Raw genomic sequence first — 12,335 nt, forward strand, 5'->3', positions numbered from 1 at the left:
AAAACCGCACAACCCTAATACGCCGCCACTTCCCGCGCCATCTCGCGGGAATACTGCTGGCTGGCGTTAACCAGCATCTGCGTATAGTCCATTTTGGCCTGCCCGGCGACCAGCTCGTCCACGGTCAGGCTTTCGAGGATTTTGCCGTACTGCATCACCGCCACCTTCTGGCACAGGTGCGCAATCACGCCTAAGTCGTGGGTCACCATCAGGTAGGTGAGGTTCGACTCGCGCTGCAGCTCTGCCAGCAGGTTGAGGATCTCCGCCTGCACCGACACGTCCAGCGCCGAGGTGGGTTCGTCCAGCAGCAGCACCTGCGGCGCCAGGATCAGCGCCCGGGCAATCGCCACGCGCTGGCGCTGCCCGCCCGAAAGCTGGTGCGGGTAGCGATCGCGAAACGCCCGGCTGAGCCCCACCTTATCGAGCAGGGCATGGACACGCCGATCCCGGTCTTTAATGCCGTGAATGTGCAGCGGCTCCTCCAGAATATCGCCGACGGTGTGGCGCGGATGAAGCGAGCCGTAGGGGTCCTGAAAGACCATCTGCACCCGACGGCAGCGTTCCCGGCTGAGGCGCTTTTCCAGCGGCTGGCCGTCAATCGCCAGCTCGCCCTCCCAGTGGGTGAACAGCCCGGCCAGACACTTCAGCACCGTGGTTTTACCCGAGCCGGACTCCCCCACCAGCCCGTAAATCTCCCCGGCCTTCACGCTGATGTTCACGTCGTGCAGCACCTGATTGCGCTTCTCGCCTTCGCCAAACGCCAGGTTGAGGTGGTTAATCTCGATCATCTCTGCTCCTTACTGGGTAAGCCAGCTGGCCTGGCGCTGCAGCACCGGCAGCGTCGGACGGCGACGGTTGATTTCCGGCAGCGCGCTGATCAAGCCCTGCGTGTAGGGGTGCTGCGCGTTGTGCAGATCCCTCGCGGCGATAGACTCCACCACGCGCCCGGCGTACATCACCAGCACCCGGTCGCAGAAGCTGCGCACCAGGTTGATGTCGTGGCTGATGAAAATCAGCCCCAGCCCGCGGGACTGCACTAAATCGTCCAGCAGCCCCAGCACCTGCAAACGCACCGACACGTCCAGCGCCGAGGTGGGTTCATCGGCAATCACCAGCTCCGGGTCGGTTATCAGCATCATGGCAATCATGATGCGCTGCCCCTGCCCGCCGGAAATCTCGTGCGGATAGAGGTGATACACGCGCTCCGGCTGGCGAATGCGCACCACGTCGAGCATCTCCAGCACTTTGGTTTTCGCCTCGGCCTTACGTCCGGGATGGTGCGTCAGCCAGGCTTCGGCAATCTGGTCGCCCACGCACACCACCGGGTTCAGCGAGTATTTCGGGTCCTGCATAATCATCGAGATGCGCTTGCCGCGGATGGCGCGCATCTGCGCCTCGCTGACGTTTTGCAAATCCACGTCGCCAAACTGCATTCGCGCGGCGCTGATTTGCGCTTTCGCCGGGTGCAGGCGCAGCAGCGCCCGCCCGACGGTGGATTTCCCCGAGCCGGATTCGCCGACGATCGCCAGCTTCTCGTGTCCGAGCTGGAAAGAGACGCCGCGCACGGCGTGGGTCACCGCGCCGCCGTTGATAAAATCGACGTGGAGATCGCGCACGTCGAGCAGGGGGTTATTCGCTGCGGGGATCGAGGATGTCACGTAGGCCATCTCCTAAGAAGTTGAACGCCAGGCTGTTGATCAATATCGCCAGCCCCGGAATAGTCACCACCCACCAGCACTCCATCATGTAGGTGCGGCCGCTGGAGATCATCGCCCCCCACTCCGGCTCCGGCGGCTGCGCGCCGAGGCCGAGGAAGCCCAGCCCGGCGGCGGTCAGAATGATCCCCGCCATGTTCATGGTGATGCGGATAATCACCGACGGCAGGCACAGCGGCACGATGTGGCGCCACAACACGCGGGCGGGAGAAGCCCCCTGCAAACGCACGGCAGAGATAAAATCCGCCTGGCGCAGCGAGAGGGTTTCGGCGCGCGCCAGGCGGGCAATCGGCGGCCAGGCGGTGAGCGTGATGGCAATCACCACGTGCTCCAGCCCCGGCCCGAGCGCCGCCACGAACGCCAGCGCCAGCACCAGGCTCGGGAAGGAGATAAAGATATCGGTGACGCGCATCAGCACCGCATCCACCCTGCCGCCAAAATAGCCTGCGGTCACGCCCAGCAGCAGCCCCAGCGGGCCCACGGTGACCGACACCAGCAGCACGATGTAAAGCGTGATCCGCGAGCCGTACACCAGGCGGCTGAAGATATCGCGGCCAAACTCGTCGGTGCCGAACCAGTGCTGCGCGTTCGGCGCCGCCAGAGCGTTGTTCAGGTCCTGCACCAGCGGGCTGTAGGGCGCTATCAGCGGCGCAAACGCGGCGACAATTAACAGCAGCAGGATAATCCCGCCGCCAATCGCGGTGAGCGGGTTGCGCGCCATTTTGCCGACAAACCCGGCGGCGCGTCCCAGCGTGCGTTTGATACGCTGGCGGCTGTCGGACTGCCCCGCCCCCAGCGGCGAATCCAGAGAAACGGTCATGATTTTGTCCTCGGATCAAAGAGTTGATACAGCATGTCGGAGAGCAGGTTGAGCATCACAAAGATGATCCCGACCAGCAGCACGCAGCCCATGACCGCGTTCATGTCCCCCAGCAGCAGGCTGCCGGTGAGATACGAGCCAAAGCCCGGCCAGGAGAAGACGGTTTCAATCAGCACCGCCCCTTCCAGCAGCGAACCGTACGCCAGCGCGACGACCGTCAGGAGCTGCACGAGGATGTTGCGAAACGCGTGGTTCCAGATGACCTGCCGCTCGGTCAGGCCCTTGACCCGCGCGGTGATGATGAACTCCTGGGAGAGCTGCGCCAGCATAAAGCTGCGGGTCATGCGGCTGATGTAGGCCAGCGAGTGAAAGCCGAGCAGCGACGCGGGCAGCACCAGATGGTTGATGGCGTTCCAGAACACCGCCCCATTGCCCGCCAGCAGCGCATCGACGGTCATCAGCCCGGTACGGCGCGGCACTAATCCCTCCAGCCCCAGATCCAGCCGCCCCGCGCCGCCCACCCAGCCGAGCCAGGCGTAGAACAGCAGTAGCCCCATCATCCCGACCCAGAAGATCGGCGTGGAGTAGCCCGCGAGGCTGATAATGCGCACCGCGTAATCGGACAGGCTGTTGCGCCGCGCCGCCGCCAGAACCCCCAGCGGAATGCCCAGACCGGCGCCGACGATAATCGCCATCGTCGCCAGTTCCAGCGTCGCCGGGAAGACGCGCAGGATATCGGCGGTCACCGGCTTGCCGGTCAGCAGCGCGTTGCCCAGGTCGCCGTGCAGCAGGTTGCTGAGGTAAATACCGAACTGGGTCAGCAGAGACTGGTCGAAGCCCAGCTGGTGATAAACCTGCTGATAGGTGCTGTGATCGGCATCCGGACCGACAATCGCCAGCACCGGGTCAACCGGCATCACGCGGCCAATGAAAAAGGTCAACAGCAGCAGGCCAAACAGCGTGATCGCCACCTGCGTGAGCCGCGTTGAGAAGCGCCGGGCGCGGGAGCCGGGCGCGAGGATTGCCACGCTCATTGTTCACCTCCGGTTTTATAGACGTCGCGCAGGAAGGTGGTTGCCGACGGGTGCGACTGGAAGTTTTTGACCTCGTTACGCACCACCACCGAATCCACCATCTGCGAGAGCGGGATCATCGCCGGGATCAGCGCATCGTAGCGCACCTGGATCTGCTGGTAGTCGGCGATCTGCTTTTGCGGATCGCGCTCCAGCAGGGCTTTATCGATCATCTCGTTGAGCGGCCTGTCGTAGAAGCTGGTGCGCCAGCCCTGGAAGTTGGTCAGCCGCGCGCCGTCGCTGTTGTCCGGGTTATAGACCAGCGCGCGCAGGCTGGAGTGCGGGTGCGGCTCTACCCCGCTTCCGCCGCGCCCCACCAGCATGTCGAACTTACGCTCGCGCATCGCGCCGTAAATCTGGTTCCCGGTGCCGGTGATGATTTTGGCGTTGATCCCCGCCTGCATCAGCGTCGACTGCACGGCAATGGCGATATTGAGGAAAGGCTGATCCGCCAGCACCCGCAGCGTGGTATCAAATCCGTCCGGGTAGCCCGCCTCCGCCAGCAGCTTTTTGGCGCGCGGGATATCCAGCCTGTAGCCCGGATCCGGGAGCGTGGACGGCATACCGGCTTTAATGGGCCGCTGGTGCAGCACGCCGTAGCCCGGCATCAGCGCTTTATTGATGCCCTGATAGTCAATCAGATAACGCACCGCCTCGCGCACCTTCGGGTTGGCGAAGTGGGCCTCTTTCATGCTCATCGCCACGTAGTAGACCGTGCCTTTTTGCACGGCCTCCACGGTGAGCTGCGGATCTTTGCGCAGGGCGTTAATGTCCGCCACCGCCATACTGTTGGCGATATCAAGATCGCCCTTTTCAATCATCAGGCGCAGGGTTTGCGACTCCTGAAAATGACGCAGCACCACGCGGCTCATCTTCGCCTCTTCGCGCCAGTAGTGCGGGTTGCGCTGCATTCGCAGCACGTCTTTGGCCTGCCAGGTGTCGAGCATAAACGGCCCCGATCCGGCTTCGTTCGTGGTGAGCCAGCGGTTGCCCCAGTCGCCGCTGACCGCGTGCTGTTGCACCGTTTTGCTGTCGAGCACCCCGAGGTTGCCCAGCGCGCCCAGGGAGTAAATCACCAGCTGCGGATCGTTAGGCTTAGGCAGAACGATTTGCACGGTGTAAGCGTCCGGGGCGCTGACCTGCCTATCGATATTGCTCTTTGAAAATCCGTAGGATTTCCACACCGACGCCTGGGCAAGGTTCAGGTGCAGCAGGCGGCGCATCGACCAGACCACGTCCTCTGCGGTCATCGGGTTGCCGGAGTGGAACGTCACGTCGTCGCGCAGGTGAAACGTCAGGGTTTTGCCGTCCGGGGCGATGTCCCAGGACGTCGCCAGCGCGGGCCGCACGTTGGTGAGGTTGTTCGGATCAAGCTCCACCAGCGAATCGTAGAGATTGACCACAATGCCGACCACCTCGTTGCCGGTCATCGCCGCCGGATCGAGGGTCAGGAGGTTGTTCATATTCATGCCGATGATGAGCTGATCGGGCGGCGTTTTTGCCAGCGCCGCGCCGCTCCCCATCATCAGCGAGAGCGCGAGCAGGCACGCTCCCGTCACGGGAGTTCGTTTCATGGATATATCGCCTGTAGGGTACGTTTTTATCTGTCAGTCGTGGCTGACGGTATTGGCTTCGATATATGCAAAATTAATGTCTTCGCCCAGTCCCGGGCGGGTCGGCAGGCTGACCATGCCGTGTTCATCCATCGGATCGATAAGGCTGTTGAGGTACGCCGCCGGCTGGTCGTAGTCGAGGAACGGGTGCAGCAGGCCGCGCTCGTACCAGCGGCAGTTTTTGATGGCGCCGATAACCGCAAGGCTCGCCGCGCCGTTGCCGTGGACTTCGCAGTCCATCCCGAACGACTCCGCCAGGTTCGCCACCTTCAGGGTCGGTGAAATGCCGCCCACGCCGTTCGCGCCCGCGCGCAGAATGTCGCAGGCTCCGGCCTTCACCCAGTCCGCGCGGCTGTGGTGTTTTCCGCCGAGGCTCTCCGGCCCGATAATCGGAATGGACAGGTTTTCCGCAAGCCAGGCGTAAGAGGCCATGCTCTCTTCTTCCATCGGCTCTTCGAACCAGGCGAAGTTGAGTTTTTCAAGCTCTTTGCCGATCCACAGCGCCTCGGTGCGGCTGTACCAGTGATAGCCGTCGATCATCAGGTCGATATCCGGCCCGACCGCTTCGCGCACCGCGGCGCAGGCTTTAACGTCCATTTTCGGGTTCGGCGCGAAGGAGACGGGCGGCATCCAGGTGTGCAGCTTGATGGCCTTATAGCCCCGCGCCACCAGCGTTTCGGCAAAGCTGGCGTACTCCTCCGGGGTGGAGAGCCCGCCCGGCAGGTCATCGCCGCACATGGTGCTGCCGTAGGCCGGAACCTTGTCGCGGTAGCCGCCGAGCAGTTTCCACACCGGCAGGTTGAGCCTGCGGCCAATGAGATCCCACAGCGCTTGTTCCACAAAGCCCAGCGCCCGCTCGGTCAGCTGATGGGCGCTGCCGCGCTGCCAGTGCGCCAGATCCTGCCAGATACGTTCGCGGTTGAACGCGTCCTGGCCGACCAGCACCTTACGAAAGAAGGTATTCACCACAAAGGGACGCACCACTTCCGGCGGTGCAAAGGAATACCCTTTGGTGCCGTCTTCTGCCGTAATGGTCAGCATCGCCATTTTTGCCATGCTCTCCGGCCCCGGATGCGAATGCCCGGCACTGTCGGACACGCGGCGCGTCGGGTACTGGAAGACGGTGACGTTTACAGATTCTATTTTCATTATCAGTCCTTACGCTGCAGAGGGTCAGCGCGATTTATAATTTGAAAAGGCGTTTCGAAACTAACTTTAAGCGCAAAATTCGTCCGCTGCCTTAGACAAATTCCGCTAAGCATCGGTGATTTTTTGTGCATATGCACGGCAAGGAGTGACAGTTTTCACAAAAGGAAGCGGAAGTGTGAGGTGGATCGGGACGGATGTTCGGATGAAATGAAATTGAGTTTCGAAATGGGTTTTGGGCTTGATGCCCTCATCCACAGGTGAGGTGATCCTCAGAAATAACGTTCGCACGCAGTAATTCCCTCGCCCCTTTGGGGAGAGGGTTAGGGTGAGGGGAACATACGGCTTTGGAGGTGGTTCCGTTCACCTTACGTTCCCTGCTTCTCTGTTACCACAATACTTGTGAACGTGTCAGGGAGGCTCGCCGCCGCCTCCCTGACCACCCTGGCTCCCGGCAAGAAAATCGCCGCTTCGCGGTGCCCTCAGCTTATTCCTTCAGGCTTTCGGGTCGGGCACCAGCCTGCATCCCTGCAGGCTATGCCCTCTCGGCGCGTCCCTGCGCCTCGCCCCGGCCTTCCGGAAACGCTTCGGCGATTTTCGGCCGGAACAGGGTGTTGCTGTAGCCTTTTTACTTTCATGACAAAAATCTGTCGCTTCGAAAAAAGACAGAGGATCCCTCTCCCAAAGGAAGAGGGAAGCAACCAGGACTATGCAATCGTCACCTTGCTATCCAGATACACATCCTGAACCGCATTAATCAGCTTCACGCCGTCGGCCATCGATTTTTTAAACGCCTTGCGGCCAAGGATCAGCCCCATGCCGCCCGCACGTTTGTTGATCACCGCCGTGCGCACCGCGTCGGACAGGTCGGTATCACCGCCCGCCGCGCCGCCGGAGTTGATGAGCCCCGCGCGGCCCATGTAGCAGTTCGCCAGCTGGTAGCGCACCAGGTCGATAGGGTTATCGCTGGTGAGCTTGCTGTACACGCGGTCGTCGGTGTAGCCGAAGTTCACCGCCTTATAGCCGCCGTTGTTTTCGGCCATTTTCTGCTTCACGATATCCGCGCCAATGGTGGCTGCCAGGTGGTTTGCCTGCCCGGTTAAATCGGCGGAGACGTGGTAATCCACGCCGTCTTTTTTGAAGGCTTCGTTACGCAGGTAAGCCCACAGCACCGTCACCATGCCCAGCTCGTGCGCGCGCTCGAAGGCGGCGGAGATCTCTTCGATCTGGCGGCGAGACTGTTCGGAGCCGAAATAGATGGTCGCCCCCACCGCCACCGCGCCCATGTTGAACGCCTGCTCGACGCTGGCGTACAGCGTCTGGTCGTATTCGGTCGGGTAGCTTAGGGTTTCGTTGTGGTTAAGCTTGACGAGGAACGGAATGCGGTGCGCGTAGCGGCGGGACACGGAGGCCAGCACGCCGTAGGTTGAGGCCACGCAGTTACAGCCGGCTTCAATCGCCAGCTCGACGATATTCTTTGGATCGAAATAGAGCGGATTCGCCGCAAACGAGGCGCCCGCAGAGTGCTCAACGCCCTGGTCCACCGGCAGAATAGAGAGATACCCGGTGCCGCCCAGTCGCCCGGTGTTGTAAAGCGTCTGCATGTTTCGCAGCACCGCAGGCGGGCGGTTGTTATCAATCATTACGCGGTCAACGTAGTCGTGGCCGGGCAGGTAAAGCTGGTCGGCTGGAATGGTCATACAGCGATGCTGTAAAAGGCTGTCGGCGTCTTTGCCAAGCAATTGCGCAATATCAGTCATAGCGATGCTCCCGTATGTCCGACATCATGTCGGAGCGTTATCCAAACCCACATTTTTGTGAGCAGACTAAGCCTGGTACCGACTTAACAGATTTTCCACCGTCTGCAACTTTTTTAAGCACAATCTGCTGGCTCGATTCATTTACAACAGAAATGTTACAGGGATCAAACATTCACACCAAAGGTATTTAAAAGGTATTATTGAATGGTATGTTAAAGGCGTACCCTCTCTGACATGCAGGATTAAACTATGAAAACGAAAGTCCAACTGTCATTCATGATGTTTGTTGAATGGTTTATCTGGGGCGCCTGGTTTGTGCCGCTCTGGCTCTGGCTCAGCAAAAGCGGCTTTACCGCCGGGGAGATCGGCTGGTCTTACGCCTGTACCGCTATCGCCGCCATTCTCTCGCCAATCCTGGTAGGCTCGCTGACCGACCGCTTCTTTGCCGCGCAAAAGGTGCTGGCGGTGCTGATGTTCGCGGGTGCGATTTTGATGTACTTCGCCGCCCAGCAAACCCAGTTCAGCACCTTCTTCCCGCTGCTGCTGGTCTACTCCCTGACCTATATGCCGACTATCGCGCTGACCAACAGCATTGCCTTCGCCAACGTGGATGACGTCGAAGCAGACTTCCCGCGCATTCGCGTGATGGGTACCATCGGCTGGATCGCCTCCGGCCTGGCGTGCGGCTTCCTGCCGCAGATGATGGGTTACAGCGATATCTCCGATACCAACATTCCCCTGCTGATGACCGCCGCCAGCTCCGCGCTGCTGGGCGTGTTCGCCCTGTTCCTGCCGAACACTCCGCCGAAAAGCACCGGCAAGCTGGATTTCAAGGTTATGCTGGGGCTGGACGCGCTGATCCTGCTGCGCGACAAAAACTTCCTCGTGTTCTTCTTCTGCTCGTTCCTGTTCGCGATGCCGCTGGCCTTCTACTACATCTTTGCCAACGGCTATCTCACCGAAGTGGGAATGAAAAACGCCACCGGCTGGATGACCCTCGGCCAGTTCTCCGAAATCTTCTTTATGCTGGCGCTGCCGTTCTTCACCAAACGCTTTGGTATTAAGAAGGTCTTACTGCTGGGTCTGATCACCGCCGCAATCCGCTACGGTTTCTTCGTTTACGGCGGCGCGGAGCAGTACTTCACCTACGCCCTGCTGTTCCTCGGCATTTTGCTGCACGGCGTGAGCTATGACTTCTATTACGTGACCGCGTACATCTACGTGGACAAAAAGGCGCCGGTGCATATGCGTACCGCCGCGCAGGGCTTGATTACGCTGTGCTGTCAGGGCTTTGGCAGCCTGCTGGGCTACCGTCTGGGCGGCGTAATGATGGAAAAAATGTTCGCATATAAAGAGCCGGTGAATGGGCTGACCTTCAACTGGGCCGGAATGTGGGCATTTGGGGGGATCATGATTGCCGTGATTGCCGTGCTGTTCATGCTGTTTTTCCGCGAATCGGATAAAGAGATCACCGCAATTGAGGTGGTTGATGGCGATGCCGCGCTGACACAAGGGGAAGTTAAATGAAACAAGAACGTATTCTCGGTGCTCTTTACGGGCAGGCGTTAGGGGATGCGATGGGTATGCCGTCGGAGCTGTGGCCGAGAAAGCGCGTGAAGGCGCACTTCGGCTGGATTGACCGTTTTCTGCCGGGGCCTGCGGAGAATAATGCCGCCTGCTATTTTAACCGCGCGGAATTTACCGATGACACCTCAATGGCGCTCTGCCTGGCGGATGCGCTTATCGAATGCGACGGGGAGATTAACGCCGACGTCATCGGCCGGCATATTCTGCGCTGGGCGGAGGATTTCGACGCCTTTAACAAGAACGTGCTCGGCCCGACCTCGAAAATCGCGCTGAACGCCATTCGCGACGGCAAGCCGGTGAGCGAGCTGGAAAACAACGGCGTGACCAACGGCGCGGCGATGCGCGCCTCGCCGCTGGGCTGTCTGCTGCCCGCCACCCGCCTGGAACACTTTGTTGAGCAGGTGGCGCTGGCCTCCAGCCCGACCCATAAGTCCGACCTCGCCATTGCCGGGGCGGTGGTGATTGCCTGGGCGATTTCCCGCGCCATCGACGGCGAAAGCTGGCGGAACATCGTCGACGCGCTGCCGGGCATTGCCCGCTACGCGCAGGAGGCGAAGACCACCACCTTTAGCGCGTCGCTGGCGGCGCGAATCGAGCTGGCGCTGAAAACCGTGCGCGAGGCCAACGGCACGGAGTCCGCCAGCGAGCAGGTGTATCAGCTCGTCGGGGCAGGCACCAGCACCGTTGAGTCCGTTCCGGCGGCGATTGCGATGGTGGAGCTGGCGGGCACCGATCCGAACCGCTGCGCGATACTGTGCGCCAACCTGGGCGGTGACACGGACACCATCGGCGCGATGGCAACCGCCATCTGCGGCGCGCTGCACGGCGTGCAGGCCATCGACGCGGGGCTGAAAGCCGATCTTGACGCCGTCAACCGGCTCGACTTCGGCCACTATTGTGAGAAGCTGATGCACTATCGGGAGCAACGGGAGGGCTTATGACTTCTTTGGCTCAACGCCTTGAAACGCTGCACGCCACGCGTCCGGTCACGGTACTGGGCGCGGCGGTCATTGACGTGATCGCCGACGCCTACGCCCTGCCCTGGCGCGGGTGTGATATCGAACTTAAGCAGCAGGGCGTCAACATTGGCGGCTGCGCGCTGAATATCGCCATCGCCCTGAAGCGCCTCGGTATTGAGGCGCAAAACGCGCTGCCCGTTGGGCACGGCGTGTGGGCCGATATTATTCGCAACGCCATGGCAAAGCAGGATCTGCACAGCGCCGTGGAGGCTGAAACCGGCGATAACGGGTGGTGCCTGGCGCTGGTGGAGCCTGACGGCGAGCGGACGTTTATGTCGTTCAGCGGCGTCGAGAATCAGTGGCAGCCATCCTGGCTGGACGGGCTGGACGTGCCGCCAGAGAGCCTGGTCTATCTGTCGGGCTATCAGCTGGCGTCCCCGTGCGGCGCACTGCTGACCGGCTGGCTGGAGGGTCTTCGCAACGTGACGGGGTTTATCGATTTCGGCCCGCGCATCGCGGATATCCCCGACGATCTGATGGCGCGGATCATGGCCTGTAAGCCCGTGGTGTCGCTGAATCGCCAGGAGGCGCAGATTGCCGCCGACAGGCTTGGCGTGGCGGTTGATTCGCTGGGTACGCAGTGGCAGCAGCGCTTTGGCTCAGCCCTGATTGTGCGCCACGACAAAGACGGCGCGGCCTGGTACGACGGTGACGCGTCGGGCACCGTTCCGGCGTTTCCCGCCACGGTGGTGGATACCATCGGCGCGGGCGATAGCCATGCGGGCGGCACCCTTGCCGGGCTGGCGGCGGGCTGGAGTCTGGCGGAGTCGGTCAGGCTGGGGAATGCGGTGGCCGCCTGGGTGGTGAGCCACCGGGGCGGCGACTGTGCGCCGCGGCGCGAGGAGCTACTCCTCGCACACAAAGACGTATAGATCGCTGCGGCAGTAGCTGATGCTGTACTCAATGGGCCGGTGCTGCTGGTCAAGCGCGACCTGCTTGATCACCAGCACCGGTATTTTATCGTCCATTTTAATATGCGCCTGAAACTCGCTGTCCGGCATCCTGGCGCTGACGCGGGAGCGGGTGCGCTGCGGGAAGATATTCTGGCTGCGGAAGTAGTCGTAAAGGGAAATCCCAATCGCGTCCGGGTCGTGGATTAACCCCACCGGCACCCAGGACTCCTCAATCGAAACCGCGTCATCGTCCACGTAGCGAATGCGCTTCAGCAGGAAGACGTCGCTGTCCGGCGAGATCGACAGGTGGTTAGCCACCTCTTCCGGGCATTTCACCACCCGCTTGTTCACCCACAGCGTGTTCGGCGTTTTGCCGCGCAGCACCACCTGCTGAGAAAACCCGCGCGCTTCTTTAAGGGAATATTCAAAGATGTTATTGATTTGCGTGCCGTAGCCCCGGGCGCGGGTAACCACGCCCTCCTCCTCCAGCGCCTGCATCGCTTTACGCACGGTAATGCGCGACACCCCGGTTAACTGACTCAGATCCCGCTCGCCGGGCAAAATATTGCCATGCTCCAGCACGCCGCTGCGCACGGCGTTTTTGACCGTTTCGGCAAACTTAAGGTACAGCGGCGTGTTGTCCGGCGCGGAAATCCGTTCGTTTAGCTGCTCAACTAACCGGGTATGCGCTTGTTCCATCTCTGTTTTT

General features: G+C 61.1%; 11 protein-coding genes. 3 read left to right on the top strand and 8 right to left on the bottom strand.

Features of this window, described 5'->3' with window-relative positions; genetic code table 11:
- Nucleotides 1-14: 14 nt before the first annotated feature.
- From AB6V08_RS21480 to fbaB, 7 genes are all read right to left on the bottom strand, one after another.
- Entirely contained in the window at nucleotides 15-788 is a 774-nt protein-coding gene (locus AB6V08_RS21480) for an ABC transporter ATP-binding protein (protein ID WP_368544819.1), read from the bottom strand.
- Between the two features lie 9 nt (nucleotides 789-797).
- Nucleotides 798-1,658, bottom strand: coding sequence for an ABC transporter ATP-binding protein (locus AB6V08_RS21485; RefSeq protein ID WP_368544820.1), 861 nt, complete (start codon nucleotides 1,656-1,658; stop codon nucleotides 798-800).
- A complete protein-coding gene (locus AB6V08_RS21490) occupies nucleotides 1,630-2,535 on the bottom strand; it encodes an ABC transporter permease (protein ID WP_368544821.1) in 906 nt (301 codons plus the stop codon). Before AB6V08_RS21490 ends, AB6V08_RS21485 begins: the two co-directional genes overlap by 29 nt.
- Nucleotides 2,532-3,569: an ABC transporter permease gene (locus tag AB6V08_RS21495; RefSeq protein WP_368544822.1), complete on the bottom strand. Its 1,038-nt coding sequence runs from the start codon at nucleotides 3,567-3,569 to the stop codon at nucleotides 2,532-2,534. Before AB6V08_RS21495 ends, AB6V08_RS21490 begins: the two co-directional genes overlap by 4 nt.
- Nucleotides 3,566-5,182: an ABC transporter substrate-binding protein gene (locus tag AB6V08_RS21500; protein ID WP_368544823.1), complete on the bottom strand. Its 1,617-nt coding sequence runs from the start codon at nucleotides 5,180-5,182 to the stop codon at nucleotides 3,566-3,568. Before AB6V08_RS21500 ends, AB6V08_RS21495 begins: the two co-directional genes overlap by 4 nt.
- A 33-nt stretch (nucleotides 5,183-5,215) precedes the next feature.
- Nucleotides 5,216-6,370, bottom strand: a complete 1,155-nt coding sequence (locus AB6V08_RS21505) for a mandelate racemase family protein (RefSeq protein WP_368544824.1) — start codon at nucleotides 6,368-6,370, stop codon at nucleotides 5,216-5,218.
- A 704-nt stretch (nucleotides 6,371-7,074) separates the two neighbouring features.
- Nucleotides 7,075-8,127: a class I fructose-bisphosphate aldolase gene (fbaB, locus tag AB6V08_RS21510; RefSeq protein ID WP_368544825.1), complete on the bottom strand. Its 1,053-nt coding sequence runs from the start codon at nucleotides 8,125-8,127 to the stop codon at nucleotides 7,075-7,077.
- A 249-nt stretch (nucleotides 8,128-8,376) separates the two neighbouring features.
- On the opposite strand from fbaB, the gene AB6V08_RS21515 reads away from it, so the two are divergent.
- The 3 genes from AB6V08_RS21515 to AB6V08_RS21525 are packed head-to-tail and all read left to right on the top strand — an operon-like array spanning nucleotide 8,377 to nucleotide 11,605.
- Entirely contained in the window at nucleotides 8,377-9,654 is a 1,278-nt protein-coding gene (locus AB6V08_RS21515) for a nucleoside permease (protein ID WP_368544826.1), read from the top strand.
- A complete protein-coding gene (locus AB6V08_RS21520) occupies nucleotides 9,651-10,655 on the top strand; it encodes an ADP-ribosylglycohydrolase family protein (RefSeq protein ID WP_368544827.1) in 1,005 nt (334 codons plus the stop codon). The genes AB6V08_RS21515 and AB6V08_RS21520 overlap by 4 nt, the downstream gene beginning before the upstream one ends.
- Nucleotides 10,652-11,605, top strand: coding sequence for a PfkB family carbohydrate kinase (locus AB6V08_RS21525; RefSeq protein ID WP_368544828.1), 954 nt, complete (start codon nucleotides 10,652-10,654; stop codon nucleotides 11,603-11,605). The genes AB6V08_RS21520 and AB6V08_RS21525 overlap by 4 nt, the downstream gene beginning before the upstream one ends.
- Here AB6V08_RS21525 and AB6V08_RS21530 read toward each other — a convergent pair.
- Nucleotides 11,579-12,325, bottom strand: coding sequence for a GntR family transcriptional regulator (locus tag AB6V08_RS21530; protein WP_368544829.1), 747 nt, complete (start codon nucleotides 12,323-12,325; stop codon nucleotides 11,579-11,581). The genes AB6V08_RS21525 and AB6V08_RS21530 overlap by 27 nt on opposite strands.
- Between the last annotated feature and the right edge of the window lie 10 nt (nucleotides 12,326-12,335).

The organism is Enterobacter soli (assembly GCF_964208575.1).
Classification (GTDB): domain Bacteria; phylum Pseudomonadota; class Gammaproteobacteria; order Enterobacterales; family Enterobacteriaceae; genus Enterobacter; species Enterobacter soli_A.